This window comes from Kangiella taiwanensis (genome assembly GCF_020005165.1).
Classification (GTDB): Bacteria; Pseudomonadota; Gammaproteobacteria; order Enterobacterales; family Kangiellaceae; genus Kangiella; species Kangiella taiwanensis.
The window spans coordinates 353,725-367,755 of record NZ_JAHCLT010000002.1 but is presented as its reverse complement, the minus strand read 5'-3'; the positions used below and the strand labels follow the sequence as shown (position 1 = coordinate 367,755).

17 protein-coding genes are annotated in these 14,031 nt (G+C 44.9%); 10 read left to right on the top strand and 7 right to left on the bottom strand.

Translation table 11 applies throughout. From position 1 onward, the window contains the following. Nucleotides 1–247: 247 nt before the first annotated feature. The 4 genes from aspS to ruvA all read left to right on the top strand — a co-directional run bounded on the left by aspS (nucleotide 248) and on the right by ruvA (nucleotide 4,575). On the top strand, nucleotides 248–2,005 hold the full coding sequence (gene aspS, locus KFK88_RS07225; RefSeq protein ID WP_223578813.1) for an aspartate--tRNA ligase: 1,758 nt from the start codon (nucleotides 248–250) through the stop codon (nucleotides 2,003–2,005). A 296-nt stretch (nucleotides 2,006–2,301) separates the two neighbouring features. After that, nucleotides 2,302–3,045 carry a YebC/PmpR family DNA-binding transcriptional regulator gene (locus tag KFK88_RS07220; protein ID WP_223578158.1) on the top strand — a complete coding sequence of 248 codons (744 nt, stop codon included), beginning with the start codon at nucleotides 2,302–2,304 and terminating at the stop codon, nucleotides 3,043–3,045. 385 nt (nucleotides 3,046–3,430) lie between these two features. Further along, nucleotides 3,431–3,961, top strand: a complete 531-nt coding sequence (gene ruvC / locus KFK88_RS07215) for a crossover junction endodeoxyribonuclease RuvC (RefSeq protein WP_223578156.1) — start codon at nucleotides 3,431–3,433, stop codon at nucleotides 3,959–3,961. Continuing rightward, nucleotides 3,958–4,575, top strand: coding sequence for a Holliday junction branch migration protein RuvA (ruvA, locus tag KFK88_RS07210; protein ID WP_223578154.1), 618 nt, complete (start codon nucleotides 3,958–3,960; stop codon nucleotides 4,573–4,575). Before ruvC ends, ruvA begins: the two co-directional genes overlap by 4 nt. 50 nt (nucleotides 4,576–4,625) lie before the next feature. On the opposite strand, the gene KFK88_RS07205 is transcribed toward ruvA, so the two are convergent. Continuing rightward, nucleotides 4,626–5,165, bottom strand: a complete 540-nt coding sequence (locus KFK88_RS07205) for a hypothetical protein (RefSeq protein WP_223578152.1) — start codon at nucleotides 5,163–5,165, stop codon at nucleotides 4,626–4,628. A gap of 156 nt (nucleotides 5,166–5,321) precedes the next feature. Here KFK88_RS07205 and KFK88_RS07200 point away from each other — a divergent pair, with 156 nt between their 5' ends. Beyond that, the gene (locus tag KFK88_RS07200; RefSeq protein WP_223578151.1) at nucleotides 5,322–5,828 is read left to right on the top strand and encodes a DUF6141 family protein; all 507 of its coding nucleotides are present in this window, start codon (nucleotides 5,322–5,324) and stop codon (nucleotides 5,826–5,828) included. A gap of 29 nt (nucleotides 5,829–5,857) precedes the next feature. Here KFK88_RS07200 and KFK88_RS07195 read toward each other — a convergent pair whose 3' ends face one another. The 6 genes from KFK88_RS07195 to KFK88_RS07170 form a co-directional block, all read right to left on the bottom strand. Further along, nucleotides 5,858–6,100, bottom strand: coding sequence for an RNA recognition motif domain-containing protein (locus KFK88_RS07195; RefSeq protein ID WP_223578150.1), 243 nt, complete (start codon nucleotides 6,098–6,100; stop codon nucleotides 5,858–5,860). Nucleotides 6,101–6,188: 88 nt separating this feature from the next. Then, complete coding sequence (locus tag KFK88_RS07190) at nucleotides 6,189–6,464, bottom strand: hypothetical protein (RefSeq protein WP_223578149.1); 276 nt, start codon at nucleotides 6,462–6,464, stop codon at nucleotides 6,189–6,191. A gap of 52 nt (nucleotides 6,465–6,516) precedes the next feature. After that, nucleotides 6,517–6,666 carry a hypothetical protein gene (locus KFK88_RS07185; RefSeq protein WP_223578148.1) on the bottom strand — a complete coding sequence of 50 codons (150 nt, stop codon included), beginning with the start codon at nucleotides 6,664–6,666 and terminating at the stop codon, nucleotides 6,517–6,519. Nucleotides 6,667–6,739: 73 nt separating this feature from the next. Then, nucleotides 6,740–7,237 carry a VF530 family protein gene (locus tag KFK88_RS07180; RefSeq protein ID WP_223578147.1) on the bottom strand — a complete coding sequence of 166 codons (498 nt, stop codon included), beginning with the start codon at nucleotides 7,235–7,237 and terminating at the stop codon, nucleotides 6,740–6,742. Nucleotides 7,238–7,413: 176 nt separating this feature from the next. Further along, nucleotides 7,414–7,830, bottom strand: coding sequence for a hypothetical protein (locus KFK88_RS07175; RefSeq protein WP_223578146.1), 417 nt, complete (start codon nucleotides 7,828–7,830; stop codon nucleotides 7,414–7,416). A gap of 420 nt (nucleotides 7,831–8,250) precedes the next feature. Further along, nucleotides 8,251–8,919 carry a hypothetical protein gene (locus KFK88_RS07170; protein ID WP_223578144.1) on the bottom strand — a complete coding sequence of 223 codons (669 nt, stop codon included), beginning with the start codon at nucleotides 8,917–8,919 and terminating at the stop codon, nucleotides 8,251–8,253. Nucleotides 8,920–9,148: 229 nt separating this feature from the next. On the opposite strand from KFK88_RS07170, the gene KFK88_RS07165 reads away from it, so the two are divergent. The 5 genes from KFK88_RS07165 (at nucleotide 9,149) to tolR (ending at nucleotide 14,015) form a co-directional block, all read left to right on the top strand. Further along, nucleotides 9,149–11,083 carry an ATP-binding cassette domain-containing protein gene (locus KFK88_RS07165; protein WP_223578142.1) on the top strand — a complete coding sequence of 645 codons (1,935 nt, stop codon included), beginning with the start codon at nucleotides 9,149–9,151 and terminating at the stop codon, nucleotides 11,081–11,083. Between the two features lie 242 nt (nucleotides 11,084–11,325). Next, entirely contained in the window at nucleotides 11,326–12,348 is a 1,023-nt protein-coding gene (gene ruvB / locus KFK88_RS07160) for a Holliday junction branch migration DNA helicase RuvB (RefSeq protein ID WP_223578140.1), read from the top strand. A gap of 104 nt (nucleotides 12,349–12,452) precedes the next feature. Beyond that, the gene (gene ybgC, locus KFK88_RS07155) at nucleotides 12,453–12,899 is read left to right on the top strand and encodes a tol-pal system-associated acyl-CoA thioesterase (protein ID WP_223578138.1); all 447 of its coding nucleotides are present in this window, start codon (nucleotides 12,453–12,455) and stop codon (nucleotides 12,897–12,899) included. Nucleotides 12,900–12,903: 4 nt separating this feature from the next. Beyond that, on the top strand, nucleotides 12,904–13,566 hold the full coding sequence (gene tolQ, locus KFK88_RS07150; RefSeq protein ID WP_223578811.1) for a protein TolQ: 663 nt from the start codon (nucleotides 12,904–12,906) through the stop codon (nucleotides 13,564–13,566). Nucleotides 13,567–13,577: 11 nt separating this feature from the next. Continuing rightward, a complete protein-coding gene (tolR, locus tag KFK88_RS07145; RefSeq protein WP_223578137.1) occupies nucleotides 13,578–14,015 on the top strand; it encodes a protein TolR in 438 nt (145 codons plus the stop codon). Nucleotides 14,016–14,031: the final 16 nt, after the last annotated feature.

The window sequence follows — 14,031 nt, the reverse complement described above, 5'->3', positions numbered from 1 at the left end:
AATTACAGGTTTATGACATGCTTTGTTCATAGCTCGCATTATCTAAGAGGTTTGTGACAGTCGAATTTCAGGCATAAGACGCTTTTGTGACAAATTTTGTACAGTTGCTTGGGACAGGTAACTTGCGACAAACCCTTGTCTCACGTACTATATGGCGTCTTTTCTAACGCTGGCAGGGTAGACTCCAGCGTTAACCGATTAATAAGCAACAAAGCTTCAGGCAGAAAGAATACTTATGGCAACTGAAATGCGTAGTCACTATTGTGGCGACTTATCAAAAAATGAAGAAAATCAAACGGTTACTTTGTCAGGCTGGGTCCACCGTCGTCGTGATTTAGGTGGCTTAATCTTTTTACAGCTGAGAGACCGTACTGGGATTATCCAAGTCGTCGTCGATCCAGACTTCAAAGAGCTTTTCAGTTTAGCTGAACAGCTGCGCAGTGAGTTCGTCATTCAGGTCAAAGGTCAGGTGCGTGCGCGCCCTGATGACATGGTGAATAAAAACATGGCATCGGGCGAGATTGAAGTGCTAGCGCAAGAGATAGAAATCTTAAACCGTGCTAAACCACCTGCAATTCCAATTGATGAGAACCTTGAAGCGTCAGAAGAGCAGCGCCTCAAGTATCGCTATTTGGACCTGCGTCGTCCTGAAATGGCTCAGAAATTGATTTTCCGTCACAAAGTGACGAGTGCCATGCGTCGTTACATGGATGATCACGGTTTTATTGACGTGGAAACGCCGATTTTGACAAAAGCAACTCCAGAGGGTGCGCGTGATTATTTAGTGCCAAGCCGCGTTCACAAAGGATCATTTTATGCGTTGCCACAATCTCCTCAGTTGTTTAAACAGCTGTTGATGATGTCTGGTTTCGATCGTTATTACCAGATCGTGAAGTGTTTTCGCGATGAAGATTTACGTGCAGATCGTCAGCCAGAGTTTACTCAGCTGGATATTGAAACGTCTTTCTTAAACCAAGAAGAGATTATGCAGTTGATGGAAGGATTGATTCGTCATCTGTTTAAAGAACTTAAAGATATTGACCTTCCTGAGTTCCCGCGCATGCCATACGCGGAAGCGATGGAGCGTTATGGTTCGGATAAGCCTGATCTGCGCATGGACACTGAGTTGGTCACAGTTGATGAGCTGGTTAAAGACGTTGAGTTTAAAGTTTTTGCAGGACCAGCGAATGATGACAAGAGTCGTGTAGCGGCGTTACGTGTACCAGGTGGTGCACAATTTAGCCGTAAACAAATCGACGAATACACAAAGTTTGTTGGTGTTTATGGTGCCAAAGGCCTCGCTTGGATGAAGATTAATGGCGCTGGTGCTGAAGGTATCCAAAGTCCAGTCTTAAAGTTCTTAGGTGAAGAGGTCGCGCTCAACATCATTGAAAAAGTCGGTGCTGAAGAGGGCGACATCATCTTCTTTGGCTCTGATACCAAGATGACGGTTGCTGACGCTATGGGCGCGTTGCGCTTAAAGACGGCGCAGGACCTTGGCCTAGTCAAAGACGAGTGGAAGCCGCTTTGGGTTGTTGATTTCCCAATGTTTGAAGAAATTGATGGTCAAGTCCATGCGCTACACCATCCGTTCACCGCGCCAAAAGAAGATGATGTGGATGCTGTGAAAAACGATCCAACAGGAACTTTATCTAAAGCGTATGACATGGTGCTTAACGGCAGCGAAGTCGGCGGTGGCTCGGTTCGTATTCACAACGAAGCGATGCAAGAAGCGGTATTTGGTATTCTTGGTATTGATGAAACTGAGCAGCGCGAGAAGTTTGGCTTCTTATTAGACGCGTTGAAATTCGGCTGCCCTCCACACGGTGGACTAGCATTCGGTCTTGATCGCTTAGTCATGTTAATGGTCGGCGCAGATTCGATTCGTGATGTTATCGCGTTCCCGAAAACGACCACAGCCAGCTGCCCATTAACACAAGCACCGAGCAATATTGAAGACAAATTGCTTGATGAGCTGGGTATCGAAATTAAGAAGAAAGGCTAAGTTAGAAAAGCGTTAAAGAAAATAAGGTTGGGCCTAAAGAAGTAGAACGCTTTGGGCTAAACAGTTTAGAAGCATTTAAAAGTATAAAGAAAGATTAAGTTAGAAAGTTTTAAAGAAAAGAAGGTCGACAGAGACAGATTCACTGGTCAGGGCCCAAAGTAGAGAACGCTTTGGACTAAACAATTTCGAGGCATGAAGTTTGAGAGAGTGCGGATTTTACAGCTTGTAAATGACAATCTCGAACAAACTTTATAACAAAGAAATTGTGACGACCAAAAGTTCGAGAGGAGTATAAAATGGCGGGTCACAGTAAATGGGCAAACATCAAGCACCGCAAAGCAGCCCAAGACGCAAAGCGTGGAAAAATCTTTACTAAAATCATTCGTGAGTTAGTGGTTGCTGCTCGCGAAGGTGGCGGTGATCCAAACGATAACCCTCGTTTACGTGCCGCCATGGATAAAGCGCTTGGCGCTAACATGAAGAAAGACACCATCGAAAAGGCAGTAGACCGTGGCACTGGTAATGCCGAAGGTGATAACTACGAAGAGTTAAACTACGAAGGTTATGGTCCAGGTGGTGTTGCGATTCTTGTAGAGTGCATGACAGACAACAAAAACCGTACGGTTGGCGAAGTTCGACACGCATTCACCAAACATGGCGGTAACTTAGGGACTAGCGGTTCCGTTGCTTATTTATTTGATAAGCGTGGCCAGTTCGTTTTTGGTGACAACTATAATGAAGACGAATTAATGGAAGCTGCCTTAGAAGCTGGGGCTGAAGACTTTATTGCTCACGATGATGGTTCATTTGAAGTGTTAACCACACCAGAAGATTACTTAGACGTCAAAGACGCACTAAAAGAAGCAGGTTTTGAAGCTGAAAATGCCGAAGTGACTATGTTGCCATCGACCCAGGCAGAGCTTGACGTTTCAGAGGGTGCCAAAGTGATTCGGCTGATTGATCGTTTGGAAGAGTTGGATGATACTCAAAACGTATATACTAATGCGGATATTCCTGCAGAGTCCTACGACAACCTATAGAAATGTTTATATTTGCTGAGGCTTTGTTAAAAGCTTTATAAAAGTGCTCATTTACATTTTGTAAACTCCGCTTTTTATAAAACTTTTGCCGCGCCTCAGCTGCATCTAATTCATTTCTAATCGACAGTAATCCGTAGGGTGGGCCTTGGCCCACCTTTTTGTATAAAATAATAACCGATGCTAACAGTCATACGGCTCGCCCACGGGATCTAGTGCCTTTCGACTTCTAATAGGTTGCGGTAGGCTAACCCATCCTATTTCGCTGCAAACATTTGATAAACACTCTTTGCTGAACATAAAATCCCACAGCAATAATTTTTAGTCATGGTATGATAATTTCAATTCATGTATTAACTTACCAGACCATGTTTTTTTGGAACTCTAAATGGCGATAATTCTAGGAATAGACCCCGGCTCGCGCATTACCGGCTTTGGTATTATTGAAGTTGGTGGCGATATTCCTGCAAACAAACCAAGATACATCACCAGTGGCTGTATCCGTATTAAAGACGAGTCACTGGATCTGAAATTGAAGCAGATCTTTGATAGTGTGTGTGAGCTCATTCTTGAGTTTAAGCCTGACGAGTTCGCTATTGAATCCGTGTTTATGTCTAAGAATGCGGATTCAGCACTAAAGCTTGGCCAGGCTCGTGGCGCCGCTATTGTCGGCGCTTCACATTACGCGCTTCCAGTGTTTGAGTATCCAGCCAGAAAAGTGAAACAGTCGGTTGTGGGAACTGGTGGGGCAGACAAGACTCAAGTACAACACATGGTAAAAATGCTTCTTAAACTTCCTTCAAGCCCGCAAGCTGACGCGGCAGATGCGTTGGCAATCGCACTATGTCACGCCAATACCAGCCAAGGTTTAGCGCAGCTGAAAGGGGCAAAAACAATAGCAAGAGGACGATTACGTTGATAGGTCGAATTCGAGGAACACTTATAGAAAAAACACCGCCATTTATTATTATCGAGACTAGTGCAGGAGTCGGCTACGAAATTCAAGTTCCGATGACGACTTTTTATCAGTTACCTGACGAAGGGGCTGAGGCGATAGTTGCAACACACTTGTCTATTTCAGAAAACTTACATGCGCTGTATGGCTTTATTAGCAACAAAGATAAAACATTATTCCGTGAATTGATCAAAGTGAATGGTGTTGGTCCAAAATTAGCACTGGCGATTTTATCGGGCATGGAAGCGGATGAATTTGTGATGACGGTTCATGACGGCAATGTTGATCGTTTAGTGAAACTTCCTGGCGTTGGTAAAAAAACTGCTGAGCGTTTGCTGGTAGAAATGTCCGATCGCTTAAAAGATTGGTCGGTATCAGGCTTGCCAAGCTCTGGCGACACCGAAGCGCCTACTACTAACGTGCCTCGAGCCGGTGACGTTACCCAAGAAGCGGTTAGCGCTCTAGTTGCTTTAGGTTACAAGCCCCAGCAAGCCAGCAAAGCTGTTGCACAAGTTGATGGTGATGGGCTTAAGAGTGAAGAGTTGATTCGTTTGGCTTTGCGCCAGCTAGCAGGTTAGCAAGGCAAAAAAAAAAGCTGCTTGATGTAGCAGCTTTAAAGGCTTAATGATTACTTCATGGCTTCTTGACGAAGTTTTTTTAAGTCTTGCAGTGGAACTCTGTAGAAAAAAGCCCTGCCATAAGCGTTACCGTTGATTTTCCATGTGCCGTCCATGATGGCACCATTATGGCTAATGGTTAAGTTATACTGAATCTTTGTGTCGTTATGGCCATAGTGTTTGGTGAATTCAATATATTTACCCTGGCGCTTTGCGCTGGAGTTTGCTCCCCACTGAACATACTTATCTTGGTGGTTGCTAGGCTCCAAGAATGTAATCAAAAACTGATCTCCTAAGTCTTTAATGACAGCGTTAAACATGCCCGGCGGCTGGCTGCTTGGTTTGTCATACTCATAATAACCAACCCAGTTTCCAGAAATATCCGGTTGGGTCTTTTGCTGTGTGGTCGCTTTATTACCGTCCGCAAATGCTTGGTTCCATAAGACTTCTTCCCTCGGAGTCAGCTTATTGCTATTAGCTGCATCGGCCGAGTTGAGTAATGTTACCGCTACTATCGTTAGTCCTAACATTATGCTGCTGAGTTTACTCATGACTTCCTATCTCATTGTTTTGTATGAATAATATACACTCAGTCTAGTTCTTTTAAGCGACAAGAGCAATCGCCCATCGACTGACCGTTGAAAGCCTTGTATTAAGGTCTGGCAATCTACTACACTAGCATTAACTGAAACTCTGTACTCTAAAATATGGCTACAAAACATTATACCTTCCAAGAAAATCAAGCAATGATGCCCACTAAAATAATCGTGGTGATTGTCACTTTGCTCGTTTTGTTGATGGGCTTATTTGGTTACATGTACATTGCTCAAGAGTTTCTCGGAAAGCCAGTCGGGGAGAATGCTCTGCCGGCTCCTTGGGCATTAGCGATCTTTATCGTTACTGGCTTATTAACCTTTTACGTATCTCGCCTAAAAATCATCACACGAGTGACTGACGACGTTTTGACCATGAGCTTGGGTGTGATTGGTAAGCGAAAGTTTCCGCTTGAGACGATTGAAGCGGTCAAAGACTATGAGGGTAACCCTGCCGCTGACTTTTTAGGCTACGGTTATCGAATCGCGATTAAACAAACGGGGTATATCGGTAGAGCAGAACAAGCGGTAACACTTAAGATTAACGGTCAGAAACGTGAATTAGTGATTACAACGGAGAAACCAGAGGAGTTAAAGCAAGCGTTACAGCCAAAAGGGTAAGCCTGCTTTGAGAATAAAGAGGGAGTTACTTACTTATCTTCTGCCTTCTTAACGCGAATTTTATTGCCATCAAGGTTTCGAGCGTTTAGGTTCTTAACCGCGGCCTTGGCTTCGCCTGGCTTTGGCATTTCAACAAAACCAAAACCTTTTGAGCCACCTGTATTCTTATCCATGACTAATTTGCACCATTGAACGGTACCGTATTCTTCGAATAGCTCAGTAACAGCTTCTTCCGTCGTAGTTCGAGCGAGGTTTCTTACCAATAATTTCATATCAAAGTTTAACTTCTAAAGTGTAAGACAATCATACCACTTTAGAATAGAGCTCGCGCTGATTAAATCGACTGCTTTACAATGGCCCTTACCCAAAAACAGACGTAATAGCCTGAAATATTCCGAATAGAGCCTCCATAACCCCTTCGACCAAGGCCTCAAAGAATCCTATAACTGCATCAAGAATGCCTTCAGCAGAGATGGCGCTCGGTATCGCAAGGCCCATTGCACCTGTGACTAATACTGAAGTAATGTATAGATTAAATCCTGCAATGAGGACAAAAATGAAGGAGCCAATGAGCATCAGAGATGCTATTGACGTAAGGGCGCGCGCCCAAATCGGTCTATCTTCTTTGCTTCCCATCGGTGTTACCTCCTGATAAAGCTTTGTCTTCCTATTCCATGCCCTTGTGATGTTAGTCGTCGTTATTGACGACACTGGCCTTATTGCTTTGAGCTTCTAACTCCAGCTTTTTCATCTCTTTTTTGTGATCGAGATACGCTGCATACATTACGAAAATGACGCCTGCAATGACGCATACGCTTAAAAATCCCCAAAGACCCATAATCTAACTCCTTTGTTCCATGTCTAAAAAATAATAGCACAAGCGATATTACTGAGGCATTAAATTTTGCATCCTAATCCTCAGAATTTGTCTTCCAGCCTCCCCAAGGATCGCCACCTTTCTTAGCTGAGCCTTTGCTAGATAGGCGTGTTCTCGACTGTCCGAAGCTTTTCTTATGCTTATGACCACCACTTTTCTGGTACTCTGCCGCTTTCTTGGCACGCTTCTCACGCTGCTGCTCCGCGTCTTCTAGGCTCAACTTTGCAGGCTCGCCAGTATTTTCATCATCCGACACGATGCGGTCGCGCGGTGGAATATGGAACTGTTCCGATGATACAGGCGGCAGGCTTTTGTATTGATACATATAAAAAGCCTCAACTTTTTCACGCGCCCAGTCGGTTTTCTTAAGGAACTTAACGCTGGATTCAACGCTAGGATTCGTCTTAAAGCAGTTTAGGTTTAAGTAAGCATGAAGAATCTCAAAACCATAATGTTCAACTAATTCAGTGACTAAAGCCTTTAAGCCAACACCATTTAACGGATTATTCTTATAATTGATTTCTTCAGACATACAGGTTCCCAGCAGAGGAGGAGCGATAAAGCACCATTATAGCTGTGATAGCAGGGATAAGCACGGAAAGGTAAGAATTACGTAGCCTCGATTAGCGATAGCGTAATCGAGGGAAGGGGTTAAAGTTTGGATTAAACCTCGAAGTCACTTCGTTCCTTCGAGGCTACGCTTGCTCACTATGGTAATACATCCTTAAAGTAATATCCTGATAGGTATCCAATAATGGCAATGATTAAAACTAGGTTTAAGGCCCCAACAAAATAACCAAACACCTTGGCGCTTTTTTCCTTCATAAAAGACTGAAAAAAGCCGAACGTATAACCTAAAAAAACAACAGGCATAAATAAAATAATCAGGTAAATTGAGACAGTGCCCGAGTGGTCCCAGCCTGTGGAGTACTGTATAAATCTGAAAGTTTTACTGTATTTCTTTTCAAGCTCTCCAGACTCCACTGCCTGTGGTAATAAGCTGATGTAACCAAGGAAAAAGAGTAGAGGCCAAAGAGTAAGTATAGTGCCTAAATATATAGATTCCATGTTATTACTTATTAATTGAGTAGCCTCCATTAACCCCCCAATTAGTGCGATGAGCACAAAGTGATCGCTTCGTTATCAATTATCCACTCACCATTTTCTTTGATAAAGACTATATATGATGAACTACAACTCTTTGCAAATGGGCTTGAGGGAGGCTTTTGTGTATATCTACAAAGCCCAAGCTTATGATTCTGACTCCTAAACCATGCCTCTTTTCTATTAGGGCTTCTGGATTCATAGGTTTTGCTTAATTTCTTTAACATTGATGATCGTTCAGTAATTAATGACCAATCAGACTCATTAAAGTAATCACAATTTTGCTTGATGTTTCTAGTAGAACAGCCAGAAGCTATAGCAATTATTATAAAAAGTGAAATGTATTTATTCACAAGTAATGTACTCTGACTCCATTTATTCGAGATCAAACCTCGAAGTCACTTTGTTCCTTCGAGGCTACGCTTGCTGCCCCCATTAATTTTATTTCACTACTCTCAAATAAGGAGGAAGCCTCTTCCCGCCGACTTTTTGGGTCTCCTCTCCCAAGAAGGCTTTGCGAGCCTCATCTATGACCTCCTCAAGTTCTTTCAGGTAGTATTCGCAGAGCTCCTCAATAGACTTCTTTTTCAAATCGTCATCATCTGGAACCGGCAATTCACTGAAGTGCTGCTGAACTTTGGCCATACTCTCGGGCAGTTCAACGTAATACTTTTCCTTTGTCCCATCTGGTAATTCGATTTCCCATCCACTACCGCCAGTTTGATCTGCAATAAAAAAACCACTAGCCCCTGGAGGAGGTGTTCCTAATTTTGCCATGTCAGAAGATGAGAAGTTGATTAAGGCGGATGTGCTTACTGGAAGCTTTCCCTGCTTGAGTATTTCGTTTCTCAGCTTGACGAAATAATTCATCAGAACATCAGATTTCATTTTTTCCTGTATCGGTTGGTACCAAGCATCAAAACGATTAGAACCAACTGGCGTCTTAAGGTTCTGAATTACAAAAGTTACCGACCGTCCAAAAACAACCAAGTTCCGGATGCCCGAATACCTCCGGTAGCGATTTCCGGAAGTAAGGTCCTCGTAACCAAACCGAGCAGTTTGGAGCGTTTCTTCAGCTTTTTGAATTATCGCCCGAATTTCATTGCTCACTTAAAACCTCGATGATTCATAACATTATATTGCCGGACATCATCGATAAACTTTTTTATTAAATTACTTATAATTGATGTCCTGTTTGTTATTGAGGATACTAGCAAGATCAGTGAGTTATGGAAAGTGATTGCTGGGATACCAAGATCTCGGTATCTCTCACCAATTCCAATTGTACTCGCACGACTTCCCTTTATAATGTCTGCAACTTTTATCAATCCGTAATTCCATGCTGTTTTTCGAGAACATGGCGCTTCGCCGTGGCAAAAAAGTGTTATTTGAAGACGCGAGTTTTATCATCAATCCGAAGGATAAGGTTGGTGTGACTGGTGCTAACGGTACCGGTAAGTCGTCGTTGTTCGCGTTGATCCGTGGGGAGCTTGAGGAGGATTCGGGCAATTTCTCGATGGCGGGGAATGTGACGATTTCGAGCGTGCGTCAGGAGACGCCTGCGGTAGAGACGTCGGCGCTGGAGTATGTGATTGAGGGTGATGTTGAGCTTGTTGAAATCGAGGCAGCTTTGGCGAAGGCGGAAGCTGAGGAAGACGGCAATGCCATCGGTAAACTTCACCAACAGCTAGACACGATTCAGGGGTATTCGGCGCGGGCGCGAGCAGGCGCTTTGATGCATGGTTTGGGTTTTACCGCGGAGCAGGAACAGTTGCCAGTATCCAGCTTTTCGGGCGGTTGGCGCATGCGCTTGAACTTGGCGCAGGCGTTGATGTGCCGTTCGGATTTGCTATTGCTCGATGAGCCAACCAACCACTTGGATTTCGAGGCGGTGGTGTGGCTAGAGAAATGGCTAGAATCTTATCAAGGCGCGGTACTGCTGATTTCGCATGATAGGGATTTTCTCGACCGCGTGATTGATCGTGTGGCGCACATCGAACAACAGCACATCAAGTTATACAGCGGTAACTATTCGAGTTTTGAGCTCCAGCGCGCGGAGCAGTTGGCGCAGCAACAAGCGAATTACGAGCGCCAACAGAAAGAAATTGCGCACATGCAATCCTATATCACGCGCTTTAAAGCAAAGGCGAGCAAGGCCAAGCAGGCGCAAAGCCGCGTCAAGGCTCTGGAGCGTATGGAAAAGATTTCCGCGGCTCATGTCGATTCGCCGTTTAACTTTAGTTTTCCAGAACTGGGTCATGTACCGAGCCCTTTATTGCAGCTGAAAGAAGCTAACGCTGGCTACGATACCGACACTGGCCCCGTAACGATTCTGAATAAAGTGGGCTTTACCTTACTACCGAACGATCGGATTGGCCTTTTGGGTAAGAACGGTGCTGGTAAATCGACCTTGATTAAGGTCTTAGCGGGCGAGCTAGAGGTTCAGACTGGTGAACGCGTCGAGGCCAAACACTTAAATATTGGTTATTTTGCGCAGCATCAGCTCGAACAGCTGCATCCGCAAATGTCACCGATTCAGCACTTGCAGCGTGAATATCCCGACGCGACTGAGCAGGAATTACGCAATTTCTTGGGTGGCTTTGATTTTAATGGCGACAAAGCGCTGGAGCCTGTGGCACCGTTTTCGGGTGGTGAAAAAGCGCGTTTGGTCCTGGCATTACTGGTCTATTCCAAGCCGAATGTACTGTTGCTTGATGAACCGACCAACCACTTGGACTTGGAAATGCGCCATGCCATGAACGTGGCGTTGCAGGGTTTCGAAGGCGCGGTGGTGCTGGTGTCGCACGATAAGCACATGCTACGCACCGTGACGGATGATTTGTATTTAGTGGCTGATGGAGGCGTTAAACCGTTCCAAGGTGATTTGGACGATTATGCCAAGTGGGCGCTTGAGCAATCGACCATGGAGCGCCGTGCGAATAGAGAGAAAGCTGATGAAGCACCGTCTGGTGCGCAGCCTGACATGTCTGGTAAAGAAATTTCGCGCAAAGAGCAACGTCGAATTGACGCTGAGAAGCGTAAAGCCTTGCAGCCATTGAAAAACAAGCTGCGAAAAGTTGAGCAGGAAATGGATAAGGTGCAAAAACGCAAAGCTGAACTTGATGAGCTGATGGCTGAGCCATCCCTATACGACGATGCTAACAAAGGTAAGTTGGCGGAGCTTAGCTCGGAGTATGGGGAAGTGACTCAACGCCTCGAAACGCTGGAAGAAGATTGGCTGATGCTGAATGAGGAGTTGGAAGGGGCTGGCTAGAATGTATTAGGTTTAGAGATCCCCGCCTTCGCGGGGGTGACGTTTCAAACTTGGAAGGGATAGCCGTCATTCCCGCGAAGGCGGGAATCTAGTGAACTTAGCTCGCTTAACTCCTTAAATTAACAAGAAAAAGGCGGATTCTGGCCAAATGTGGAAAAGCAACGGTTTAGGTTCCATATAAATCAAACCCTTGGTAGACTTAACCGCATTAGAGCTTTTGGTGCTACGAGCACAAAAAATCCATGATTGAGCATGACAGAATAATAAATCCGACCGAAACCACTGACGAAGAGCAGTTTGACCGCGCTATTCGCCCGACGACCTTGCAGGATTACGTGGGGCAGGAAAAAGTCCGTGAGCAGATGGAGATTTTCCTTAAAGCGGCTCAAATGCGCAAAGAAGCGTTGGATCATGTTCTCATCTTTGGCCCTCCTGGCCTTGGTAAAACCACGCTATCGAACATTATCGCTAACGAAATGAACGTGGGTATTAAACATACCTCGGGGCCTGTGTTGGAAAAAGCGGGCGACTTGGCGGCGATGTTGACCAACCTTGAGCCAAACGACGTTTTGTTTATCGACGAAATTCATCGCCTAAGCCCCCATGTTGAAGAGGTGCTTTATCCCGCGATGGAGGATTACCAGCTCGATATCATGATCGGTGAAGGCCCAGCGGCACGTTCCATCAAAGTTGAGTTACCGCCGTTCACCTTAGTCGGCGCGACCACTCGTGCGGGATTATTAACATCACCTTTACGCGATCGCTTCGGTATCGTCCAACGCCTTGAATTTTATAACATCAAAGACTTAACTGGGATTGTCATGCGCTCAGCTAAGATCTTGGATTTGCAAATTGAAGAGTCTGGCGCGCTGGAAATCGCACGCCGTTCTCGCGGTACGCCACGTATCGCTAACCGCTTATTACGCCGTGTGCGTGATTTTGCGGAAATTAAGTCTGATGGTTTGATCACCGACAAAGTTGCTGACCGCGCTTTGGACATGCTTGATGTCGATGCTAAGGGCTTCGATACCATGGATCGTAAGTTATTGCTGACTATTATCGAGAAGTTTGGTGGCGGTCCTGTGGGTTTGGATACCTTAGCCGCGGCGATTGGTGAAGAGCGCGATACGATTGATGATGTGTTAGAGCCGTATTTAATTCAGCAGGGCTTTATTCAGCGGACGCCAAGAGGCCGTATAGCGACCAAACATGCCTATGAGCACTTTGGAGTCATCCCTTCTTCGGATGATTTGTTTAATAATTAAGACACAAAGTTGAATAAGTAAATTTTCGTTAAGTAACTGTTTTCGGGATTGCTTTAACACTTTTAGCAAACTGAAACGTTATAATACGCATCATTGGTGATTTAATGACAAAACAGCGTGAATTTAGTTGGCCTGTCAGGGTCTACTATGAAGATACTGATGTGGCTGGCGTGGTTTTTTATGCCAATTATTTAAAGTTTTATGAGCGTGGTCGTACGGAATGGTTGCGTTCATTGGGCTGGGAGCAAGATGTTTTGATCGACAAGGGCTTGGCCTTTGCTGTGGCGCATGTTGATGCAAAATACCTTCGACCTGCTCGTTTTAACGATAAGTTAGTCGTTAAAACACGAATTAGCTCAGTCAGAAAGGCGAGCGTTATTTTTGAGCAAGAGATTTATCGTGTTGATGAAAACAGTGATGAATCGGACGACAATAAACAACAACTAGTGAATAAGGCAACAATTCGGGTGGCTTGCGTTGATATGGACACCATGACGCCTGCTCCTATGCCTAATTATTTACAAGAGGAGATTGCACGTGAGTGGTGCTAATGACATGTCCATTGCTGGTTTGATTTTAGAAGCCAGTATTCCAGTACAGTTAATTATGCTGTTACTTTTGATCATTTCTGTAATGTCTTGGGCGTTGATTTTTCAACGATCTGGTGTCCTAAATACTGCCTCAAAAAAGAGTAAACAGTTTGAGGATAAGTTTTGGTCAGGTATCGATCTGAGCAAGCTATCGACCGAGCTGTCGCAAAGTAACCAAAAGAAACAAGGCTTAGAGTCATTGTTTTTAGCGGGTTACAAAGAGTTTATGCGTCTTCGCCAACAAAGTGGCGTCAGCCCTGAAGCGGTGATGGATGGTACGCATCGTGCGATGCGTGTGGCGCACAGCCGTGAAGTGGAAAAGCTTGAGCAGAACTTATCGTTCTTAGCGACAGTGGGCTCGGTAACGCCATACATTGGTCTATTCGGCACGGTATGGGGCATCATGACCTCATTTATCGCATTGGGCAGCGTTAAGCAGGCGACCTTGGCCATGGTTGCGCCAGGTATCGCAGAAGCTTTGATTGCAACGGCGATGGGTCTCTTCGCAGCGATTCCTGCTGTTATTGCATACAACCGTTTTACAAACCGTTTGCAGCGAATCGAAATCCGCTATGAAAACTTCCTTGAAGAGTTTTCAGGAATATTGCACCGTAAGGCGCACAGCTAAGGTTATTGATTATGCCGCAACTTGTTCGCAGACAAAGACGCCGACTGAACGCTGAAATCAATGTGGTTCCTTACATTGACGTAATGCTGGTTTTGTTGGTGATCTTTATGATTACCGCGCCATTAATTACCGCGGGTATTCAGGTCGATTTACCGACTGCTGAGGCTGAGCCGATGTCGCCTGACGAAAGTACGCCGTTTATTGTGACGGTTAATTCTGATGGACAGTACTATTTAGAAATTGGTAGCTCTGCGGGGCGCCCAGAACCCATGAGCCGTGAAGAACTGCTCGATACGGTGCTGACTGAGCTTGAAACTTCGCCTGAGTCACCAATTTTAATTAACGGTGATAAGTCGGTACCTTATGGTGATGTGGTGGAATTGATGGATCAATTAAGACAGGTCGCAGGGATAGAAAACGTTGGTTTGATGACACAACAGCCTAATTAGGTGGCGGAACTTGGTG

What these genes read in the sequence shown, in the direction of transcription:
- aspS (WP_223578813.1), top strand. Translation starts at nt 248, where the DNA reads ATGCGTAGTCACTATTGTGGCGACTTATCAAAAAATGAAGAAAATCAA.
- KFK88_RS07220 (WP_223578158.1), top strand. Translation starts at nt 2,302, where the DNA reads ATGGCGGGTCACAGTAAATGGGCAAACATCAAGCACCGCAAAGCAGCC.
- ruvC (WP_223578156.1), top strand. Translation starts at nt 3,431, where the DNA reads ATGGCGATAATTCTAGGAATAGACCCCGGCTCGCGCATTACCGGCTTT.
- KFK88_RS07205 (WP_223578152.1), bottom strand. Translation starts at nt 5,165, where the DNA reads ATGAGTAAACTCAGCAGCATAATGTTAGGACTAACGATAGTAGCGGTA.
- KFK88_RS07200 (WP_223578151.1), top strand. Translation starts at nt 5,322, where the DNA reads ATGGCTACAAAACATTATACCTTCCAAGAAAATCAAGCAATGATGCCC.
- KFK88_RS07195 (WP_223578150.1), bottom strand. Translation starts at nt 6,100, where the DNA reads ATGAAATTATTGGTAAGAAACCTCGCTCGAACTACGACGGAAGAAGCT.
- KFK88_RS07190 (WP_223578149.1), bottom strand. Translation starts at nt 6,464, where the DNA reads ATGGGAAGCAAAGAAGATAGACCGATTTGGGCGCGCGCCCTTACGTCA.
- KFK88_RS07185 (WP_223578148.1), bottom strand. Translation starts at nt 6,666, where the DNA reads ATGGGTCTTTGGGGATTTTTAAGCGTATGCGTCATTGCAGGCGTCATT.
- KFK88_RS07180 (WP_223578147.1), bottom strand. Translation starts at nt 7,237, where the DNA reads ATGTCTGAAGAAATCAATTATAAGAATAATCCGTTAAATGGTGTTGGC.
- KFK88_RS07165 (WP_223578142.1), top strand. Translation starts at nt 9,149, where the DNA reads ATGCTGTTTTTCGAGAACATGGCGCTTCGCCGTGGCAAAAAAGTGTTA.
- ruvB (WP_223578140.1), top strand. Translation starts at nt 11,326, where the DNA reads ATGATTGAGCATGACAGAATAATAAATCCGACCGAAACCACTGACGAA.
- ybgC (WP_223578138.1), top strand. Translation starts at nt 12,453, where the DNA reads ATGACAAAACAGCGTGAATTTAGTTGGCCTGTCAGGGTCTACTATGAA.
- tolQ (WP_223578811.1), top strand. Translation starts at nt 12,904, where the DNA reads ATGTCCATTGCTGGTTTGATTTTAGAAGCCAGTATTCCAGTACAGTTA.
- tolR (WP_223578137.1), top strand. Translation starts at nt 13,578, where the DNA reads ATGCCGCAACTTGTTCGCAGACAAAGACGCCGACTGAACGCTGAAATC.